Below are 19,508 nucleotides of genomic sequence, written 5' to 3'. Positions count from 1 at the left end.
GATGCCCGGACACACCGACAACGAGATCGTCATCGCCGCCCCGCTCGACCTGGTCTGGGAGATCACCAACGACCTGGAGAACTGGCCGCAGCTGTTCAGCGAGTACGCCTCCGTCGACGTGCTGGAGCGCGACGGCGACCGGGTGCGGTTCCGGCTGACCATGCACCCCGACGACGACGGCAAGGTGTGGAGCTGGGTCTCCGAGCGCACCACCGACCGCGCCGAACTCGCCGTGAACGCCCGGCGGGTCGAGCCTGGCCCGTTCGAGTTCATGGACATCCGCTGGGAGTACGCCGAGGTTCCGGCCGGCACCCGGATGCGCTGGGTGCAGGACTTCGCCATGAAGCCCACCGCCCCGGTCGACGACGAGGGCATGGTCAACCACATCAACCGCAACTCCCGGATCCAGATGCAGCTGATCCGCGAGAAGGTCGAGAAGAAGGCGGCGGAGGTCTGACCATGGCATCCCCCGTGACCACTCCCGGGAGCGTGCCCGGGACGGCGCAGACCCATCGCGCCCTGATCGTCGCCCGGATGAAGCCGGACGCGGCCGCCGGCATCGCCGAGGTGTTCGCCGACTCCGACGACCGGGGTGAACTCCCGCACCTGATCGGGGTGACGGGACGCAGCCTGTTCCAGTTCGGCGACGTCTACCTGCACCTGATCGAGGCGGACCGCCCGCCGGGCCCGGCCGTCGCCCAGGTGACCGGCCACCCCGAGTTCCGGGCGATCAGCGATGCGCTCGCCGCGTTCGTCCAGGCGTACGACCCGGCCACCTGGCGGGGGCCGAAGGACGCGATGGCGCACGAGTTCTACCGCTGGGACCGGCGCGGCTGAGCGCGCGCCGGCGGTGACCGGGCGGACGCCCCGGGGCCCCCACGGCCCCGGGGTGTCCGCCTGCTCAGCGCGCGGCGGCGGTGCCGAGCGTCATCGCGGCGAGGACGGTGCGCCAGTCCTCGCCGGGCTCCGGGCGCAGCGGACCGGCCAGCGCGTCGGCCCGGTAGTGCCAGGGGCGCAGCAGCTCGGGGTCGGCGTCCGGACCGTGCACGACGGGGCTGGACGAACCGAGCAGCCGGACCAGTTCGGCGGTGAACGCGGCCCAGGGCACATGGCCGGTGACCGCGTTGACGACCCGGCCGGGCGCGAGCGCCGTGCTCGCGGTGACGGCCCGGGCGAGGGCCGCGGAGTGCACCCAGCCGATGCCCGCCCGGCCCCCGTCCGCGGGTGGCAGCAGGATCCGGCGGCCGGCCAGCGCGGCCTGGTAGAGCGTGCCGGTGGCGCCCCAGCGCAGCTGGTCGCGCAGCCGCCGGTGCGGGCCCCAGACGAGCGGCGGGCGGACCACCGAGACCGGGCCGCGGGCCCCGGGGGCGGCGTCCAGGAGGATCCGCTCGCAGTCGAGCTTGGCCCGGCCGTAGGGGCTGAGCGCTCCGGCCGCGGGGGCGCCCTCGGCCACCTCGCCCGGGGCGGGGCGGCCGTAGGCGTCGACGCTGCTGACGAGGACGAAGCCGCCGGTGCCGCGCCAGCCGCCGACCAGGGCGCGCATCGCGGCGAGGTCGACGGCGTGCTCGGTGAAGGTGCAGGCGGCGTGGACGACGGTGTCCACGCCCTCGACGGCCCGGCGCAGGCTGTCCGGGTCGGCGAGGTCGCCCTCGGCCACCTCGACACCGGCGGCGGCCACCAGGTGGGCCGACTCGGGGCGCACCAGCGCCCGGACGGGGCGGCCCTGGGCGAGGAGCTCCTGGAGGACGGCGGCGCCGACGCCCCCGGAGGCGCCGGTGAGCAGCACCGTCCCGGCCCGTGCGGCGGACCGCCCGGGCGCGGAGCGGCGGCCGGGGGTGGCCCGGCGTTCGGCGGCGCGGGCGGCGAGCAGGAGGGCCAGGGCGCGCGGGGTGCGCTGCTCCAGCACGTCCAGTCCGGTCAGCGGCAGACCGGCCCGGGTGCGCAGCCGTTCGGCCAGCTGCACCGCCGCCAGGGAGTGGCCGCCGAGCCGCAGGAAGTCCCCGTCCGGTGACGGGCGCACGCCCAGCAGCTGCGCGAACGCGTCCAGCACCTCGGGGAGGCGGGCCGGGGCGGCGGGCCGTCCGGGGAGGCGGGCGGGGTCGAGGGTGCCGTCGGGGTGGCGCGGGATGCGGTCCAGCAGGGTGACGGCGAGCGGCAGCCGGTCCGCCCGCGGGAGCCGGCGGCGCAGCGCGGCGCGCAGTTCGGCGCCGCTCGGGGCGACCGGACCGCGCACGCTCGCGTAGGCGAGGGCCGGGCCGTCGCCGGCGAGGTGGAGGGCGGCGTCGGTGACCCGGGGGTCGGCGAGCAGCGCGGTGACGACGGGGTGTCCGCCGCCGGCCGGGGTGAGGCGTTCGCCGGGGAGTGCGGAGAGCGGGCGGCCGGCGTCGGCGGCGAGGGCGGTGAGCAGTTCGGTGAAGGCGGTGTGCAGGCGGCGCGCGGTGGGCTCGTCCAGCGCCGCCGGGTCGTGCTGCAGCAGGCAGCGCGGCCGGGGGCCCTCCTCGACCAGCAGGCTCAGGCCGAACTTCGCGAGTCCGAGGTCGACCTCGACGGCCCGCGCCGTGAGGCCGGGCAGGCTCAGCGGCTCCGGGGGGCGGACCAGGTCGCAGCTCACGGCGAGCAGCGGGGTGCCGTCCTCGCCCCGGGCGGCGGCGCCGAGGTGTTCGACGACCAGGTCGAAGGGCACCTCGTGGTGCGCCTGGGCGTCGAGCAGGGCGGTACGCACGGCGGCCAGCACCTCGGTGAAGGCCGGGTCGCCGTCGGGCCGGGGCAGCCGGGCGCGCACGGGCAGGGTGTTGACCTGGAGGCCGATCAGCCGGCGCAGTCCGGGCCGGGCCCGGTGGCCGCCGGCGCAGCCGAGCACGAGGTCGGAGCCGCCGGTGGCGGTGCGCAGGGCGGCGAAGGCGGCGGCCAGCACGACGGTGAACGGGGTCGCGCCGTGCCGGGCGCCGAGCCGGCGCAGGCCGTCGAGGGTCGCGGCGGTGAGCGGGGCGCAGTGCAGGACGGCGCGGCGTTCGGGGGTGCCGGGCGGGACGGCGCGCAGCAGCGGCAGCGGGCGGGCGCCGGCGAGGCGGCGGGCCCGTTCGGCGGCCGCGGCGGCGAGCCGGTCGTCGCGGGAGCGCTCCCAGCGGGCGTAGTCGGCGTACTGGAGGCCCGGTTCGGGCAGGCCGGACGGGCGGCCGTCGGCGGCGGCCGCGTAGAGCTCGGCGAGTTCGGCGGCGAGGACGGGCAGCGAGCCGCCGTCGACGGCGATGTGGTGGAGGGTGAGCAGCAGGGTGTGGTCGTCGGGGGCGTGCCGGACGACCAGGGCGCGCAGTGCCGGGCCGGTGGCGAGGTCGAAGGGCCGGGCCGCCTCGGCGTGCAGCAGGGCGGTGGCGGCCTCGGGGGTGGCGTGCCGGACGGGCAGCGGGACGGGGACGGCGGGTCCGGTGTCCTGGTGGGGGCGGTCGTCGTGGTGGCCGTAGCGGGTGCGCAGGACGTGGTGGCGGGTGGTGAGGCCGGTCAGGGCGGTGGCGAGGGCGTCGAGGTCCAGCGGGCCGTGCAGCCGGGTCGCCAGCGGGACGTGGTAGCGGGGGCCGCCCTGGCCGAGGCGTTCCATCAGCCACATCCGCTGCTGGGCGTGGGAGAGCGGGGCCGGGCCGGGGGTGTGGGTGAGGGGCGGGACGGGGTCGGCGGACGCGGCGGCCGCGGTGCGGCGGCGGGCGCGGCGGAGCAGGTCGGCCTGGCTGGTCATCGGGCGGGCTCCTCGGGGGTCTCCGTCTCCACGCCGTCGGTGACGGCTCCGGCGGCGGTGGCTCCGGCGGCGTCGGCATCGGCGGCGTCGGCCTCGGCGGCGTCGGCCTCGGAGTCGGCCTCGGCGGGGGTGTCGGCGTCGGCCTCGGCGGCCCGCAGGGCCCGTTCGACCAGGGCGGCCTGGCCGGCCACGGTCGGGTGGTCGAGGAAGTCGCCGAGCGGAAGGCCGACGCCGAGGTCCTCGCGGAGATCGTCGACCACCCACATGGCGAGCAGCGAGTGCCCGCCCTCGGCGAAGAAGTCCGCGTCCGGGGCGGTGACCGGGCGCTCCAGGGCGCGCGACCAGGCGGCGGCGACCACCTGCTGGATCGGCGTCAGCGCGCCGGGGGCGGGGGCGGCCCCGGGGGCGGGGGCCGGTGCGCCCTCGTCGGCGGCCAGCGCGCGCCGGTCGACCTTGCCGCTGGTGGTGAGCGGCAGCGCGTCGAGCAGTGTCCAGGCGGTGGGCACCAGATGGGCGGGGAGCCGTTCGGCGAGCCGGCGGCGCAGCGCCTCGGGCACCGGGCGCCGGCCCTCGGCGGGGACCACGTACGCGGTGAGCGCGGCGTCCTCCTGCCCGGCCCGGCGCACCACGACCGCCGTCTCGGCCACCTCGGGCAGGCTCCGCAGGGCGTGCTCGACCTCGCCGGGCTCGATCCGGAAGCCGCGCACCTTCACCTGGTCGTCCAGCCGGCCGTGGTACTCCAGCACGCCGTCCGGGCGGCGCAGCACCCGGTCGCCGGTGCGGTAGGCGCGCCCGGTGCCGGGCAGGACGGCGAAGCGCTCGGCGGTCAGCTCGGGTCGGCCGAGGTAGCCGAGCGCCACCCGGGCGCCGGAGATCCACAGTTCGCCGCGGGTGCCGTCGGGGACGGGGCGGCGGTCCGCGTCCAGGACGAGGGCGCCGGCGCCGCCGAAGGGGCGGCCGATCGGCACCGGTCCGGTGCGGTCGGCGGGCCGCACCCGGTGCAGGGTGGTGAAGGTGGTGGCCTCGGTGGGTCCGTAGACGTTGAACAGGCGCAGCCAGGGGAAGGCCCGCAGCACGGCGTCCGCGTGCTCGGCGGAGAGCGCCTCGCCGCCGGCCAGCACGGTGCGCAGCACGCCGAAGATCCGTGAGCGGCGGGCGGCCAGCTGGTGGAACAGCGCGGTGGTGAGGAAGGCGGTGGTGACGCCGAACCGCTCGACGTCGCGGGCGAGTTCCTCGGCGCTGGGGCGCCCGGCCGGGGACAGCGCGACGGCGGCGCCGCGCGCCAGCGGGCCCCACAGTTCGAAGGTGGCGGCGTCGAAGGCGACCGGCGAGTGGTGCAGCACGCGGTCGCCGGGGCCGAGGGCGGGGGCGGGGCCGTCGGCGGCGGTGACCAGGTCGGCGACGGCGCCGTGCGGGACGAGCACGCCCTTCGGACGGCCGGTGGAGCCGGAGGTGTAGTAGACGAGGGCGGCCGCGTCCGGGGCCGGGGGCCCGGGCGTGCGCGGCGTGCCGGGGCCGGTGCCGGCGACCGCGGTGGGGCCGAGTTCGGTGAGGACGAGGACGTCCTCCCCGGGCAGGCCCGCCTCGGCGAGCAGTGCCTTGTCGCCGAGGGTGAGCCGGGCGCCGGCGTCGTCGAGCATGGCGCGCAGCCGCGGGCGCGGGTACGCGGGGTCGAGCGGGACGACGTGGCCGCCGGCCCACCAGACGGCGAGCTGGGCGACGGGCAGGCGGGCGGCGCGGGCGCAGAGCAGGCCGACGGCGCTGCCCGGGCGGACCCCGCGGGCGGTCAGTTCGGCGGCCAACCGGGCGGCTGCGGTGGCGAGTTCGCGGTAGGTGAGGGTGGTGCTGCCGTCGGTGGCGGCGAGCGCGTCGGGGCGTTCGGCGGCCTGCCGGGCGACGAGCTCCGGGACGGTGGTGAGGGGGCCGGTCATGGGCGGGTCCTTCCGGGCGCCCCGGCGGCATGCCGGAGCGCCCTGCGGCGAGGGTCGGGAGGAGGGGCGGCGCGGCGCGGCGGGTCAGCCGGTGGCCCGCTCGTCGAGCAGGAGCGCCACGGCCCGCAGGTCGGGCTGGCGCAGCAGCTGCGACGCGCGCAGCCGCACCCCGCACTCCTCCTCCAGGGCGGCCAGCAGCCGGGCCGCGGTGACCGAAGTGCCGCCCGCGTCCAGGAAGTTGTCGTCGAGGGTGAGAGCGGTGTGCCCGAGCAGGTCGCGGCAGAGCCGCAGCACGGTCCGCTCGGTGGGCGTCGTCACCTCCGCGGCGGGCCGGCCGTCCTGCTGGGCGGCCGCTTCCTCGGCCTTCAGCAGGGCGGCCCGGTCGATCTTGCCGTTGGCGTCCAGCGGGAAGGCGTCGACCAGCCGCAGGACCCCCGGTACGGCCTGCTCGGGCAGCCAGGGCCGTACCGCCTCCAGCAGCGGGGCACCGTCCGCCGGTCCGGCCCCGGCGGCGGGCTGGACGAAGGCGAGCAGCTGGGCGCCGCCGCCGGCCGGGGCCGGGCGGGCGACGACGGCGGCGCGCCGCACCCGGGGGTCGCGTTCGAGGGCGGCCTCGACCTCGGCCGGCTCGATCCGCACACCGCTCACCTTGACCTGGTCGTCCAGCCGGCCGAGGAACTCCAGCACCCCGTCGGGGCGCATCAGGACCCGGTCGCCGGTGCGGTAGACCCGGTCGGTGCCGTCGACCGCGTCGGGCGCGGAGACGAAGCGCTCGGCGGTGAGCCCGGCGTCGAGGTAGCCGATGGCCAGGCCCTGCCCGCCGATCCGCAGTTCGCCCGCCTCGCCGAGCGGCAGCGGGTGGCCGTTCTCGTCGGTCACCAGGACGATCGCGCCGGGGACCGGGCGGCCGATCGGCGGCGCGCCGGTGCCGTGGCCGTCGCCGGGGGCCATGGTGTGCACGGTGGTGACCACGGTGGCCTCGGCCGGGCCGTAGGCGTTGTGGACGGTCGCGGTGACGTCCGGGCCGGGGGCCCGGCGCAGCCGGTCGCCGCCGATCATGAGGTGGCGCAGCGGCAGGTCGGCGGGCCAGGGGCGGTCCAGGACGGGTTCGGCGAGCGGGGTGGGCAGCACGCCGACGGTGATGCCGGCGGTGCGCCACCAGTCGGTGAGCGCGGCCGGGTCCCAGCGGACGGCCTCGGGGGCGACGACGAGCGCCGCGCCGGAGCCGAGGGCGGCCCACAGCTCCATCAGGTGCGGGTCGAAGGCGACGCCGATGAGCAGGCTGTGCCGGTCGCCGGGGCCGAGGCCGGTCAGCTCGCGGTACCAGGCGAGCAGGGCGCCGAGCGCGGTCTGACCGACGGCGACGGCCTTGGGCAGGCCGGTGGAGCCGGAGGTGAGCACGGTGTACTGGGTTCCCCGGGGGGCCCTGGCGGCGGCCTCCCCGGCGGGGGCGGCGAAGGCGGCCACGGCCCGCCGGGCGCCGGGGGCCGCGAGCGGGAGGTGCAGCCCGTCGCGGTGGGCGGGCGGCAGCAGCTCCGGGTCACCGATCAGGCAGGCGGGGCGCAGCTGTTCGGCGACGGCCCGCAGCCGGCGCTCGCCGGGGCGCGGGCCGAGCGGCAGGTGGACGGCGCCGAGCCGGGCGACGGCCAGGGTGGCGGCGACCAGGGCGGCGGAGTGGTCGAGACAGAGGCCGACGAGGTCGCCGGGCCGCACGTGTGCGGCCAGCTGCCCGGCCACGTCATCGGCGAGGCGGTCGAGTTCGGCGTAGCCGAGGGTCAGGTCCCCGTCGATCAGGGCGGGGGCGTGCGGGGTGCGGCGGGCCCAGCTGGTGAACAGGTCGAGGACGGCGCCGTCGTGGTGCGGGCGGCCGTGGGCGACGGAGAGGCCGGGCAGCGGCGCGGGCACGGGGCGGGCCGGGCTGGTGGTCATGTCAGTCCTCCGGACGTCGGTCGATGGTCGTCGGTACGGGGTCAGCCCAGGCCCATGGCCCGGGCCACGATCACCTTCTGGACCTCGGAGGTCCCCTCGATGATGGTCGTCATCCGGACGTGGCGGTAGAGGTACTCCAGCGGATGGCCGCGCACCCAGCCGGTGGCACCGTGCACCTGGAGCGAGCGGTCGACGGCCCGGACGGCGGTCTCCGAGGAGGTCAGCTTGGCGAGCGCCGCGTTCTCGGGAGCCTCGGTGCCGTCGTCGACCAGCCGGGCGCAGGCGAGGGTGAGCAGCTTGGCGGCCTCCACCTCGGCGCGGGTGCGCACCAGGTGCTCCTGGATGTGCTGGTAGTCGCCGATCGGCTGTCCGAAGGCCCGCCGCTCTCGGGCGTACTCGACGCCGAGGCGCAGCGCGTACTCGGCGATGCCGTTGCACATCGCGGCGACCACCAGGCGGCCCCGGGAGAGGCTGTCCATGGCGAGCCCGGTGGCGGCGCCGACGCCCGCCTCGCCGCCGATGACGGAGGCGGCGGGGGCGTGCAGCCGGTCGAGGGTGAGTTCGAACAGCGGCTCGCCGGACATGCCCTCGTAGCGCTGGCCGAGGCGCAGCCCGGGGTGGTCCATGGGCAGGACGAAGGCGGTGGCACCGGCGGTCGGCCCGGCGCCGTCGCCGAGGTCGGTGGCGGCGACGACGAGCGCGAGGTCGGCCCGGTCGGCGTTGCTGACGAAGGTCTTGCGGCCGTTCAGCAGCCAGCCGTCGCCGTCGCGCACGGCGGTGGTGGTGAGCCGGAAGGCGTCGGAGCCGGCCTGCGGTTCGGTGAGCGCGAGGCAGCGGGTGCGCTCGCCGCGCACCAGCGGGACGAGGTGGCGCTCGATCTGCTCGGGGGTGCCGTGCCGCAGCAGCGGGCTGGGGCCGTCGGAGCCGGCCAGCGCGTAGGGGGCGAGCGGGCAGCCGCTGCGGCCGGCGGCGTGGTGGAGCTGGGCGACGGCGGTGAACGGCATGCCGGCGCCGCCGAGTTCCTCGGGGTAGTCGCCCGCGTAGAAGCCGAGGGCGGCGGAGCGCTTGCGCACATAGGCCCGCAGATCGGCCGGCGGCTGGTCGGCGCTCTCCGCCAACTCGGCGGCGAGCGGTTCGAGTTCGCGGCGGACGAAGCTCTCGAAAGCGGCGGTGAGCTCCCGCTGCCCGGCTTCGAGAACGGCGGACGGCGCGGAGAGGCGCACGGCACTGGTGGTCACTGCTGGACTCCGGTCAGAACGCGGGCCTGGTCGGCCAGGACGGGGTGCTGGAAGAGGGTGCGCAGCGCGGGCCGGCCGCCGAGGCGCGGCTCCAGGCAGGCGGCGAGCCGGGCGGCGAGCAGCGAGTGGCCGCCGACCTCGAAGAAGTGCGAGCCGGCGGTGAACCGGTCATGGCCGAGCACTTCGCGCCAGGCCTCGGCGAGCAGCCGCTGACCGGGGTCGGTGAAGGGCTGCTGCGGCGCGGCGCCGTCGCCCGGCGCGGACCCGTCGTTCTGCGCGGACCCGTCGTTCTGCGCGGCGGGCCCGGGCGCCGCGGCGGCCAGCCGGGCGAGGGCCGTCCGGTCGGGCTTGCCGCCGGGCAGCAGCGGCATGGCGTCGAGGGCCGTCCAGTGGGCGGGGACGAGGCCGGCGGGCAGCCGGCGGGACAGCGCGGCGTGCAGGGCGGCCTGGTCGGGCTGCGGGCCGCCGTCGAGGAAGCCGAGCAGGCGCGGGCCCGTGATGTCGTCCCGGTGCAGGACGACGGCGCAGGAGCGGCCGCCGAGTTCGGCGGAGGCGGCGGCCTCGATCTCCTCCAGTTCGATCCGGAAGCCGCGCAGCTTGACCTGGTTGTCCTGGCGTCCGAGGAAGCGCAGCCGGCCGTCGAGACCCCGGTAGCCGCGGTCGCCGGTGCGGTAGACCCGCTCGCCGTCGAACTCGGGCAGGGTGGTGAACCGGGCCTCGGTGGCCTCCGGCAGGCCCGGGTAGCCGTCGGCCAGCAGCGCTCCCCCGATGGCGAGTTCGCCGACGGCGCCGGGCGGCAGCGGCTGCCCGGCGGTGTCCAGCACGTGGACCCGGACGCCGGGCAGTTCGGTGCCGAGCGGGATCTCGGCGGCGTCCCCGCCCTCGGCGGCGAGGTCGGCGGCGGTGATCTCGTGCACGGTGGAGGTGACGGTGGCCTCGGTGACGCCGTAGGCATTGAGGACGGTGACGGCGGGGCCTGCGGCTCCGGCGGCTCCGGCGGCGCGGTCGGTCCCGTCGGTGCCCTCGGTCCCCCCGACCAGCCCGCGCAGGGCGCGCGCGGGCAGCCGCTCGCCGCCGAGGACCAGCAGCCGCGGGGTCCAGCGGCCGTCCGCCAGCGCCTCGCGCAGCTCGGCGCGGACGGCGAGGGCGTAGCTGGTGGGCAGGTTGGCGACGGTGACGCCGCGGGCGGCCAGCACGGCGGCCAGCTCGGGCCCGGTCGGCACCTCGCGCTGCGGCACCACCAGCGCGGCGCCGGCCACCAGCGAGGGCAGCACCTCCTCCAGCGCCACGTCGAAGGAGGGCCGGGCGAACAGCAGCACCCGGTCGGCGGGGCGGAGGCCGTAGCGGCCGGCGATCGCGGTGGTCCAGCGGGCGAGCGCGTCACGGCCGACCAGGACCGGCTTGGGCACGCCGGTGGAGCCGGAGGTGTGGATGAGGTAGGCGGCGCCGTCGAGCACGGCGGCGGGTCCGGCCTTCGGGAACGGCGGGCCGTCCAGCAGCGCCGGGGTGACGGCGGCGGGCAGGGCGAGCGCACTCTGCCGGGTGGCCAGGACGAGCGCGGGGGCGAGCCGGTCCAGCAGCAGGGCGAGCCGGGCCTGCGGGTCCTCGGCGGACAGCGGCGCGTGGACCGCGCCGTGGCGCAGGCAGGCGAGCAGGGCGACGACGCTGTCGACGCCCCGCGGAAGGACGGAGGCGACCGGCTGCCCGGGGGTCACCCCGGCGGCGCGCAGGCGCTCGACGAGTTCGCCGACCCGGCGGTCGAGATCGCCGTAGGTCAGGCGCTCGGAGCCGGCGAGCAGGGCGAGCGCGGTGGGGTCGTGGGCGGCGGCCGGGTCGAGGCCGGCGGGCTCGGGGACGGCCGGCGCGGGGACGGTCCCGGTGGCCGGCTCCTGCGGGGCGGGGCCGGCCGCCAGGTCGGCGAGCGGGGCGTCCGGTCCGTCGAGGTAGCCGCGCAGCAGGTCGAGCAGCCGCTCCGCGAGCAGGGCCGCGACCGGCTCGCCGAAGAGGTCGGCGTCGTAGTCCCAGATCAGGGTCATCCCGGCCGCGCCGTGCTTCTCGCCGACCACCCGGCGGTCGTCGGGCAGCAGCACCACATCGAGGTCGAAGCGGGTGGTGCCGGTGTTGAACCCCTCGTACAGCGAGATCTCCAGACCGGGCACCCGGACGTCGGGCAGCGGGGCGTCGTGCGCGCTGAACATCACGGTGAACAGCGGGTTCCCGGCGCCGTCGGTGTGCCGGCCGAGCGCGCGGGTCAGCTCCTGGACGGGCACGTCCTGGTGCGGCAGGGCGCGGAACAGCACGTCGGTCACCTCGTCCACCGCCTCCGTGCCGGGCGCGGCCGGGTCGAGCCGCAGGCGCAGCGGCACGGTGTTGACGAACATGCCGACGGTGCCCTCGAAGCCGGGCGGGCGGTTGCCGACCGCGGTGCCGACCACCAGTTCGCGGTGGCCGCTGTGGCGGCGCAGCAGTTCGGCGAAGAGCGTGAGCAGGGTGGAGAACGGGGTGTGCCCGTCGGCCTTGGCGCGCTCGCGCAGCCGCTCGGCGAGGTCGGCGCCGACCGACTGGCGCAACTGCCCGCCGCGGTGGCGGCGCGGGGCACCGGGGCGAGCCAGTCCGGGCAGCGCGAGGTCGACCGGGGCATCGGCCAACTCGCGTGTCCAGTACGCGAGTCCGCGCTCGCGGTCGGCCTGCCGGGTGGCGCCGGCGGCGCGTACGTGGTCCTCGTAGGAGGGGGCGGCGGGCAGGGTGACGGCGCCGGCCGTGCCGCCCGCGTGGGCGCGGTAGACGGTGAAGAGGTCGCGCAGCAGGATCGCGAAGGAGTGGCCGTCGTGCACCAGGTGGTGTTCGACGTGGATCAGCCGGTGGTGGTCGGTGCCCAGCCGGGCGAGGTGCCAGCGCAGCAGCGGGGCCTCGGTGGTGTCCAGCGGCTCCTCGGCCTCGGCGGCGAGCAGGGTGCGGAACGCGGCCTCCGGGTCGGGCGCGGTGCTCAGGTCGCTGGTGCGCAGCCGCGGCCCGCCCGGGGTGCCGACCCGCTGGAGCGGCAGTCCCCGGGCCTGCTCGACGAGTTCGAGCCGCAGTCCGGGGTGGTGGGCGAGTACGGCGGTGAGGCCGGCCCGGAGCGCTTCGGTGTCCAGCGGACCCCAGAGGTCCAGGGCGGCGGTGAAGTTGTAGGCGCGGCTACCGGGCAGCAATTGTTCGTGCAGCCAGACGATCTGCTGCGAGGAGGACAGTTCGAACATGGGCAACTTCCTTGTGGTGTCAGGTGGTTGTTGGGTTCGACGGTGCCAGGGGCGGGCAGCGTGGAGCCCGCCCCGGCCGGGCGCGCCGGGGGTGGTGGCGGGCGCGGCGGGGTGGTCGGGGCGCACCGGGACGGCGCGCGGGCAGGGCGAGACGGGGACGAGGGGACGAGGGGACGGTGGGGCGTGCCGGCGGGACCGGCGGGATCAGACCGCCGCTGCGCCGAGGTGGCGGCGCAACGTGGCGAGCAGGTCCGCGAAGGCCGACTCCGCCGCGGCCTGCGGGTGCCGCTCGCGGTCCCAGGCCAGCCGCACCAAGAGGTCCTCGCCGTGCGAGGCGGAGACGGCGAGCGGTGCGGCGAGCGGACGGCCGGCCAGGTGGACCTCCCGCCCGGTGACGCCGTCGAGCACCAGCGGCGGGCGGCGGTGCAGGTCCTCGAAGGTGAGCAGGCCGTCGAGCGTGCCGGACCAGCCCGCCCCGGCCGAGCGGGCGGCGTGCACCACCTCGTCGTACGGGGTGTCCGCGTGGTCGAGGTCGTCCCACCAGGCGGCGCCCAGCGCGTCCAGGTCCCGGGGCGGGCCGGGCGGCGCGGGGTGGACCAGGGTGTTGAGGAAGCAGCCGAGCACGGGGGCCGCCCCGGCCGGGCGGCCGCCCCACGGGTAGCCGAGCGCGAGCACCCGGCCGCCGCCGTCGCCGAGGCGGTGCGCGGCGGTGGCGACGGCGTCCAGCAGGGCGGGGAAGACGCCGCCGCGGGCGGCGCCGGTCACCGCGGGCAGCCGCTCGGCGAGCATGCCGGTCGACCGGGCGGCGCCGGCCTTGCCGGCCGCCCGCGGGGGCTCGGCGAGGGCGCCGAGCCGGCCGGCCCAGTGGGCCCGGGCGGCCTCGCCCACGGCGTTCGCCTCCGCGGCCAACTGGCCTTCCACCGCCGCGCGGTAGGCCTCGACGCCGTCGTCCCGCACGACGCCCGGCGCCTCGTCGTCCGCGGCGTAGGCGACGGTGAGCCCCTCGGTGACCAGGCCGAGCGACTGCTCGTCGCAGGCGGCGTGGTCCAGGGCGACGGCGAGCAGTTCCTCCTCGTCGCCCGGCCCGGCGGCCAGCAGCAGGCGCAGCGCCGGTCCGTCGGCGGGCCGCTCCAGCAGCGCCCGGCGCAGCGCCGCCCGGGCCGGGCCGTCGGGGTGGTCCGGGCGGTGCGCCGCCCCGGCCGCGATCCGGGCCACCTCGACGGACGGCTCGCCGGGCCGCAGCACCGGGGTACCGCGCAGCACGGTGAACCCGCCGCGCAGCGCCGGGTGCCGGGCGGCCAGCCGGACGGCGGCGCGGTGCAGCCGGGCCGGGTCGACGGTGCCGCGCGGGAAGGCGAAGAACAGCGGGACGACGTCCGTCCGGACGTGCGGGTCGCGGTGCCGGGTGATCAGGAAGCGGCGCTGGGCGCCGGTGAGCGGGAGCAGCCCCGCCGGGGCGGCCCCGGAGGCGCGGGCGAGGGACCGGTAGCGGGCGAGGTAGGCGGCCGTGATGCTGGAATGCACGGGAGGGTCTCCGCTTCGGGTCGGTTCAGGGCGTTCGGATGTCCAGGGGGTCCGCGTCCGCGCCGGCGGCCCCGTCGGCCGGACCGTCGGCAGCCGGACCGTCGTCGCCCGGGGCCGGGTCCACCGGGGCGGGCGGCAGGTCCCGCAGGCCGCGCAGGGGCGACAGCAGCAGCGGCACCGGCACCACCAGGAAGCCCGCCGCGCAGAGCCAGAGGGCGGCGCGCGGGCCGGCCGCGTCCGCGACGGCGCCGCCGAGCAGGGCGCCGAGCGGCAGGGTGCCCCAGACCAGGAAACGCATGGTGGCGTTCATCCGGCCGAGCAGCCGGGGCGGGCAGAGGCCCTGCCGGAAGCTCACCTGGGCGACGTTGTAGACCACCGCGCCGAACAGCACCGCCACCCCGCCGACCGCGAACAGCACCGCCCCGGCGGGGCCGTCGGCCAGCGGCCACAGCAGCGCGAACGGCGCGGTGACCAGCGGGGCGAGCCGGATCAGCCGGGCCTGCCCGACCCGGGCCGCCAGGCGCCCGGCGCACAGCGCACCCGCCAGGCCGCCGACCGCCGTGACCGAGAGCAGGATCCCGATCGCGGCCGGCGACAGCTCCAGCACCCGCACCCAGAAGACGGTCTGCACCGCCATCAGCACGGCGCCGAAGAGGTTGGACAGCGCGGTGGTGGCCGCGATCACCCGCAGCAGCGGGTGCCGCGTCACGAACCGCAGTCCCTCGGCGACGTCGGCGCGCAGCGAGCGCCCGGGCTCGGGCACGGGCCGCGCCTCCTCGGCGCGGATCCGGGCGAGCAGCGCCGCCGAGAGCAGGTAGCCGGCCGCGTCGGCGACGATCGCCAGTGGCGCGCCGAGCAGTTGGACCAGGCCGCCGCCGAGGCCGGGCCCGGCGATCTGGGCGGAGGAGCGGACCGTCTCGATCGCGCCGTTGCCGGCCACCAGGCGCTCGCGCGGCAGCAGCACCGGCAGGAAGGACTGGTGGGCGACGTCGAAGAAGACCGTCGCCACACCGGTGACCAGGGCCACCAGGTAGAGCTGGGGCAGGCCGAGCACATCCAGCGCGGCGGCCGCCGGGATCGATCCGACGGCGAGGCAGCGCAGCACGTCGGCGCGCACCAGCACGGGCAGTTTGCGCATCCGGTCCAGCCAGGCGCCGGCGGGCAGGCCCACCAGCAGGAAGGCGGCGGTCTCGGCGGCCGTCAGCAGTCCGGCCTGGAACGGCGTGGCGTCGAGTTCCACCACCGCCACCAGCGGCAGGGCGACCAGGGTGACCTGACTGCCCGCCTGCGCCGCGACGGCTCCGGACAGCAGGAGCCGGAAGTCGCGGCGGGCCGGCGGACCGGTGCGGGACGGGGAGGGCTTGTCGTTCATCGGTTCGACTCTCGGTCACCGCTTCGCTACCGGGCAACCGGCTGGCCGGATTCCGGCCCCCGTCCGGATCGACCGGATCCGACCGCCGGCCCCGGCCTCCGTGCGCGCCCGGTCCGCACCGCCGCTCCCGGCCCGTCGCCCGCCCCCACGGCCGCGACCAGCGGTGACGCGCCGACCGGCCTTCGGTGGCGGAATGTCCAATTCTACGTCCGATATGCGGACCACTGTTTTCGCGCCAGCGGACGGCCATCCTCAACTTGGCCGGAACACAAGAGGTGTTGACGCTACGTCACCTGGCGGCGGCCCGGACGTGGTAGCCGCACGCGCGCGGCCCCCGGACCGGGGTCCGGTCCGGGGGCCGCGGGGCTGCGGGGCTGCGGGGCCGAGTCGGGGTCCGGCGTCGGGTCAGAGCCCGGCGTCGGGGGTGCGGCCCGCCTGGGCCTGCTCGATGCGCGCGACCAGCATCGCGGCGAGCCGCCGGGTGCCCGCCGGGTCGACCGGGCCGCCCTCGGTGGTGACGGTCGCGACCACCGTGCCCGAGCGCAGCACGACCGCCACGCCGTCGCGGCCCGCGAGCTGGCCCTGGAAGGCGCGGCTCTCCGTTCCCAGCGGGCCGATGTCCGCCGGGCCGTACTTGGTGGTGTCGCCGTAGGCCGCGTACGCCTCCTTGAGGCGGTCCTGGGCCTGCGCCCGGCCGGGCAGGGTGTCGACGCCGAAGCGCACGGTCACCTCGCCCGCGCCGAACCGGGCCTGCCCGCTCAGCGGTTTGCCGGTGCACGGCGCGGCGGCGGTGCAGGTGGTCGCGTGGTCGGCGGTGTCGACCCGCCGCTTCTCCTCCTCCCAGCCGGTCATCGCCTTCTGGTCGGGCAGGAGCTGCGCGAGGAGCGTGGAGTCGAGCAGCGGGGTGTCCGAATCGGGGCCGGTGGCCGGCTGCCCGCCGCCCGCCGTGGCTCCGCCGGCCGTCGCTCCGCCACCCGCCGGTCCTCCGCCGGTGGTGGCGCCGCCCGGTGCACCCGTCGACGCGCCCGGGGCCGTCGCGCCGCCCGCCGACGCGCCGTTCGCCCCGGCACCCCCCGCCCCGGCAGCGCCCCCCGACGTTCCGGCCGGCGGCGTGCTGCCGGCCGCCGGGGTGCCGGCCGCCGGGGGCGCCGTTGCGTCGGCGGGCGCGGGAGTGCCGACGGGCGCCGCGGCGGTGGCCGCGTCGGGTGTCACCCCCGGGCTCGCCGACGCTCCCGCCGTGCCCTTCGCCGCGTCCCCGGAGTGCGCCGAGCCTCCCGAGCCGCAGGCCGCCACCGCCGCCAGCAGCACTCCTGTCGCCGCCGCGGCGGCCACCTTCCGACCGGCCGTGCCCATGTCCCGCCCCTCTCGTGTCCGTGGCCCCTCAAGATAGACGCGCCTGCGGGCGGGCGGTCCCCCGGGGCGGGCCCGCGCGACGCCCCGGGGGACGCTCGGGAGTGCTCAGGGACGGTCCGCCGCGGTGGCTCCGGGCACGCCCGGCGGCAGCGGCTCGATCCCCCGTACCCGGCTGATCCTGGTCGGCTCGACCAGCACGACCACCCGGCGCTCCCCCGGGATCCCCCACCCGTACCGCTCGACGCCGAGATAGGTGCGGGCCAGCCGGTCCATGTTCCGTTCGGCCTCCTCGCCCTCGACGAAGCGCACCGCCCGCCCCCGGATCTGCACCCGGTCGTACGGGTCGGCGGGCCCGGCCAGCGAGAGGCAGACCCGGGGGTCCCGCCGCAGGTTCCGTTCCTTGACCCGCCCGACGGAGGTGTTGAACAGCAGCAGGTCCCCCTCCAGCCCCACCCACATGGGGCTCACGTGCGGGGACCCGTCGGCGTTGACCGTGCCGACGTACCAGATGTGCCCCGCCGTGAGCCGTTCCCGGACGTCCCTCGTGATCTCGACCATGCGTCCAGTGTTCCCCTCCGGTCCCCCCGCACTCCGCTCCCCCGCGCGCGGACGTCACCCGGAGCGCCCAGGGCACTCGGGTGAACACGCCCGGGACTTCCACCCGAAGGGCTCATCCGCCGGGCCGCCACTGCCGCCTTCCGGTGGCACCCGCCGCCACCGTGGTTGACGTTGGATCAGGCGCCCGCCCGTGAGTCCCCTGGCCGACGACGTGTCGGCGATCGCGGGTTCCGCGCCGGAAGGATCATCATCATGCGTTCTGCACGCACGCTGCTCGCCGGGGCCGCCGTCGCCGCGGCCCTCACCGTCGGTGCCCCGCTCGCCTACGCCGATGGCGCCTCCGACCAGGGCAAGAACCTGACCTGGCAGGAGAAGCAGGAGAAGGCCGCCAGCCCCGAGGGCCAGAAGACCTGGGAGGAGAAGCAGAAGAGCTCCTCCGGCACCGAGGAGCAGAAGGCGTCCGAGGGCAAGGGCTCCGAGGGCAAGGGTTCCGAAGGCAAGGGCTACGAGGGCAAGGGCGAGGAGAAGGCCCCGCACGGAGGCGTGCACACCGGCGGCGGCGGGCTCGCGCTCTCCGGCGGCGGCCTCGCCTCCGGCGCGGTCCTGCTGCTCGGCGGGCTCGGGGCCGGCGCGGTCGCGCTGCGCCGCGGCCGCCGGACCGCCGGCGCCGCCGTCTGACCCCGCGCCGTTCCCGCCGCCTCCCGTCCGGAGGCGCGCGGGACGGCGCTTCGGCATGTCGGGCCCGCGCCTGCGCGGGGCGGGCCACGGAGAGGAGTACGAGCGACGATGGCCGGTCCGGTCCCCGGTACCTCCCGGCTGCTGCGCGCGGGCATGGGCGCGGCGGCGGTCGGTCTGCTGCTGATCTACAACTCGGTGGACACCGTCCCGGCGGACGGTTCCGTGCCGGGGCAGGCCGCTCCCCCGGCGGCGGCCGCCGCGGCCGTGCCGGGCGGCGCCGCCCCCTCGGGCGCGGGCGCACCCGCCGCACCGGTCGAGGCGGCCCCGCCGCTGAAGCGCGCCAAACCGACCAGGCTGCGGATCCCGCAGATCAACGTGGACGCGCCCTTCACCGAGCTGGCCCTGAACCCCGCCGGACAGCTCGACGCCCCGCCGCCGGACGACAAGAACCTGGTCGGCTGGTACCGCGACGGCGTCTCGCCCGGCGAGCGCGGCGCCGCGGTGGTCGCCGGGCACGTCGACACCACCAAGGGACCGGCGGTGTTCCTGCTGCTCAGCCTGATGCTGCCGGGCAACAAGGTGGAGGTCCAGCGGGCCGACGGCACCGTCGCCGTGTTCGCGGTCGACGCCGTGGAGACCTTCGCCAAGGACGCCTTCCCCGACCAGCGGGTCTACGGGAGGACGCCCGACGCGCAGCTGCGGCTGATCACCTGCGGCGGCACCTACGACAAGAAGCGCCGGGACTACCTCGACAACGTGGTGGTCTTCGCGCACCTGGAGTCCTCGCGCCCGGCGTGAGCGGCTCCGGCGTCGACGCGACCGCCGGCCCCCTGCTCGGGGACCGGCGGTCGCGGCGCGTCCGGGGCGGGCGGGTCAGCCGCGCACCACGGCCTCGAAGGCGTGCAGGTACGGGTTGACCGGGCGGACCTCGCGGACGTCCAGCCCGGCCTCGGTCATCAGCCGGACCATGCTCGCCTCGGAGTGCTTGGCCCCGCCGACGTTGAGCATCAGCATGAGGTCCATGGCGGTGGTGAACCGCATCGAGGGGCTGTCGTCGACGAGGTTCTCGACCACCACGACCCGGGCGCCCGGGCGGGCGGCGGCGACCACGTTCGCCAGGGTGCGGCGGGTGCTCCCGTCGTCCCACTCCAGGATGTTCTTGATGATGTAGAGGTCGGCGGCCACCGGGATGGACTCCCGGCAGTCGCCGGGGACCAGCCGGGCCCGGTCGGCGAACGCGCCGCCGTCGCGCAGCCGGGGATCGGCGCCGGCCACCACCTTGGGCAGGTCGAGCAGGGTGCCGTGCAGCGCCGGGTGCTTCTCCAGCAGGCTGGCGAGCACATGGCCCTGGCCGCCGCCGATGTCGGCCACCGAGCCGATGCCGGTGAGGTCGAGGTAGGCGGCGAAGTCGGCGGCGGACTGCCGGCTGGAGGTGGTCATCGCCTTGTCGAAGACCTTGGCGGACTCGCCCCCGTCGCTGTGCAGGTAGTCGAAGAACTCCTTGCCGAACAGCTCGGGGAAGACGTTGCGGCCCGAGCGCACCGCCTCGTCCAGCTTCGGCCAGGCCTCCCACGTCCACGGCTCGGTGCACCACAGGGAGATGTAGCGCAGGCTGTTCGGGGCGTCCTCGCGCAGCAGCCGGGACATCTCGGTGTGGGCGAAGCGGTCGCCGTCGAGCTCCTCGAAGATGCCGTAGCAGGTGAGGGCGCGCAGCAGGCGGCGCAGCTGCCGGGGCTCGGTGCCGAGGTCGGCGGCGAGGTCGGTGACGGTGGCGGGGGTGTCGCCGAGCGCGTCGGCGGCACCGAGCCGGGCGGCCGCGCGGACGGCGGCGGCGCAGGCGGCGCCGAAGACGAGCTCCCGCAGGCGCATGGCGGCCTGCGGGGTGGTGGCGGGTGCGGTGGTCATGGACCGTTTCTCTGCTTTCTGCGGGAGCGGGAGGGCGCGGGGCTTCGGAGG

Annotated in this window: 14 protein-coding genes; 4 read left to right on the top strand and 10 right to left on the bottom strand. The window is 77.6% G+C overall.

The features are described 5' to 3' along the window. Nucleotide 1 precedes the first annotated feature (1 nt). A complete protein-coding gene (locus ACF1AK_RS09035; protein ID WP_391498094.1) occupies nucleotides 2-457 on the top strand; it encodes an SRPBCC family protein in 456 nt (151 codons plus the stop codon). A gap of 2 nt (nucleotides 458-459) precedes the next feature. Further along, on the top strand, nucleotides 460-837 hold the full coding sequence (locus ACF1AK_RS09030; RefSeq protein ID WP_391498093.1) for a TcmI family type II polyketide cyclase: 378 nt from the start codon (nucleotides 460-462) through the stop codon (nucleotides 835-837). 64 nt (nucleotides 838-901) lie between these two features. Here the strand turns inward: ACF1AK_RS09030 and ACF1AK_RS09025 are convergent, their stop codons facing one another. From ACF1AK_RS09025 to ACF1AK_RS08985, 9 genes are all read right to left on the bottom strand, one after another. After that, complete coding sequence (locus ACF1AK_RS09025) at nucleotides 902-3,730, bottom strand: condensation domain-containing protein (RefSeq protein WP_391498092.1); 2,829 nt, start codon at nucleotides 3,728-3,730, stop codon at nucleotides 902-904. Next, nucleotides 3,727-5,661, bottom strand: a complete 1,935-nt coding sequence (locus ACF1AK_RS09020; RefSeq protein ID WP_391498090.1) for a non-ribosomal peptide synthetase — start codon at nucleotides 5,659-5,661, stop codon at nucleotides 3,727-3,729. The genes ACF1AK_RS09025 and ACF1AK_RS09020 overlap by 4 nt, the downstream gene beginning before the upstream one ends. Nucleotides 5,662-5,745: 84 nt before the next feature. Next, a complete protein-coding gene (locus ACF1AK_RS09015; protein WP_391498089.1) occupies nucleotides 5,746-7,590 on the bottom strand; it encodes a non-ribosomal peptide synthetase in 1,845 nt (614 codons plus the stop codon). A gap of 41 nt (nucleotides 7,591-7,631) precedes the next feature. Further along, nucleotides 7,632-8,828, bottom strand: a complete 1,197-nt coding sequence (locus ACF1AK_RS09010; protein ID WP_391498088.1) for an acyl-CoA dehydrogenase family protein — start codon at nucleotides 8,826-8,828, stop codon at nucleotides 7,632-7,634. Then, the gene (locus ACF1AK_RS09005; RefSeq protein WP_391498087.1) at nucleotides 8,825-12,067 is read right to left on the bottom strand and encodes an amino acid adenylation domain-containing protein; all 3,243 of its coding nucleotides are present in this window, start codon (nucleotides 12,065-12,067) and stop codon (nucleotides 8,825-8,827) included. Before ACF1AK_RS09005 ends, ACF1AK_RS09010 begins: the two co-directional genes overlap by 4 nt. A gap of 204 nt (nucleotides 12,068-12,271) precedes the next feature. Continuing rightward, a complete protein-coding gene (locus ACF1AK_RS09000; RefSeq protein WP_391498086.1) occupies nucleotides 12,272-13,591 on the bottom strand; it encodes a non-ribosomal peptide synthetase in 1,320 nt (439 codons plus the stop codon). 25 nt (nucleotides 13,592-13,616) lie between these two features. Further along, nucleotides 13,617-14,963: an MFS transporter gene (locus ACF1AK_RS08995; protein WP_391498085.1), complete on the bottom strand. Its 1,347-nt coding sequence runs from the start codon at nucleotides 14,961-14,963 to the stop codon at nucleotides 13,617-13,619. A 405-nt stretch (nucleotides 14,964-15,368) separates the two neighbouring features. Further along, nucleotides 15,369-16,316 (bottom strand): hypothetical protein, encoded by a 948-nt coding sequence (locus ACF1AK_RS08990; protein WP_391498084.1) that lies wholly within the window; start codon nucleotides 16,314-16,316, stop codon nucleotides 15,369-15,371. A gap of 105 nt (nucleotides 16,317-16,421) precedes the next feature. Further along, nucleotides 16,422-16,874, bottom strand: coding sequence for a PPOX class F420-dependent oxidoreductase (locus tag ACF1AK_RS08985; RefSeq protein ID WP_391498083.1), 453 nt, complete (start codon nucleotides 16,872-16,874; stop codon nucleotides 16,422-16,424). Nucleotides 16,875-17,126: 252 nt separating this feature from the next. Here ACF1AK_RS08985 and ACF1AK_RS08980 point away from each other — a divergent pair, with 252 nt between their 5' ends. Together ACF1AK_RS08980 and ACF1AK_RS08975 are read left to right on the top strand one after the other, a co-directional pair. Then, entirely contained in the window at nucleotides 17,127-17,552 is a 426-nt protein-coding gene (locus ACF1AK_RS08980; RefSeq protein ID WP_391498082.1) for a hypothetical protein, read from the top strand. Between the two features lie 108 nt (nucleotides 17,553-17,660). Beyond that, nucleotides 17,661-18,350, top strand: coding sequence for a class F sortase (locus ACF1AK_RS08975; protein ID WP_391498081.1), 690 nt, complete (start codon nucleotides 17,661-17,663; stop codon nucleotides 18,348-18,350). A 75-nt stretch (nucleotides 18,351-18,425) separates the two neighbouring features. Here the strand turns inward: ACF1AK_RS08975 and ACF1AK_RS08970 are convergent, their stop codons facing one another. Beyond that, nucleotides 18,426-19,457: a methyltransferase gene (locus ACF1AK_RS08970; protein ID WP_391498080.1), complete on the bottom strand. Its 1,032-nt coding sequence runs from the start codon at nucleotides 19,455-19,457 to the stop codon at nucleotides 18,426-18,428. Nucleotides 19,458-19,508: the final 51 nt, after the last annotated feature.

It is taken from the genome of Kitasatospora sp. NPDC015120, from assembly GCF_043080305.1.
In the GTDB taxonomy this organism is placed as follows: Bacteria; Actinomycetota; Actinomycetes; order Streptomycetales; family Streptomycetaceae; genus Kitasatospora.
Note: the sequence above shows the minus strand (reverse complement) of the source record. Positions and strands in the feature narration are given on the sequence as shown.

What these genes read in the sequence shown, in the direction of transcription:
- ACF1AK_RS09015 (WP_391498089.1), bottom strand. Translation starts at nt 7,590, where the DNA reads ATGACCACCAGCCCGGCCCGCCCCGTGCCCGCGCCGCTGCCCGGCCTC.
- ACF1AK_RS09020 (WP_391498090.1), bottom strand. Translation starts at nt 5,661, where the DNA reads ATGACCGGCCCCCTCACCACCGTCCCGGAGCTCGTCGCCCGGCAGGCC.
- ACF1AK_RS08975 (WP_391498081.1), top strand. Translation starts at nt 17,661, where the DNA reads ATGGCCGGTCCGGTCCCCGGTACCTCCCGGCTGCTGCGCGCGGGCATG.
- ACF1AK_RS08980 (WP_391498082.1), top strand. Translation starts at nt 17,127, where the DNA reads ATGCGTTCTGCACGCACGCTGCTCGCCGGGGCCGCCGTCGCCGCGGCC.
- ACF1AK_RS08985 (WP_391498083.1), bottom strand. Translation starts at nt 16,874, where the DNA reads ATGGTCGAGATCACGAGGGACGTCCGGGAACGGCTCACGGCGGGGCAC.
- ACF1AK_RS08970 (WP_391498080.1), bottom strand. Translation starts at nt 19,457, where the DNA reads ATGACCACCGCACCCGCCACCACCCCGCAGGCCGCCATGCGCCTGCGG.
- ACF1AK_RS08995 (WP_391498085.1), bottom strand. Translation starts at nt 14,963, where the DNA reads ATGAACGACAAGCCCTCCCCGTCCCGCACCGGTCCGCCGGCCCGCCGC.
- ACF1AK_RS09025 (WP_391498092.1), bottom strand. Translation starts at nt 3,730, where the DNA reads ATGACCAGCCAGGCCGACCTGCTCCGCCGCGCCCGCCGCCGCACCGCG.
- ACF1AK_RS08990 (WP_391498084.1), bottom strand. Translation starts at nt 16,316, where the DNA reads ATGGGCACGGCCGGTCGGAAGGTGGCCGCCGCGGCGGCGACAGGAGTG.
- ACF1AK_RS09005 (WP_391498087.1), bottom strand. Translation starts at nt 12,067, where the DNA reads ATGTTCGAACTGTCCTCCTCGCAGCAGATCGTCTGGCTGCACGAACAA.
- ACF1AK_RS09030 (WP_391498093.1), top strand. Translation starts at nt 460, where the DNA reads ATGGCATCCCCCGTGACCACTCCCGGGAGCGTGCCCGGGACGGCGCAG.
- ACF1AK_RS09035 (WP_391498094.1), top strand. Translation starts at nt 2, where the DNA reads ATGCCCGGACACACCGACAACGAGATCGTCATCGCCGCCCCGCTCGAC.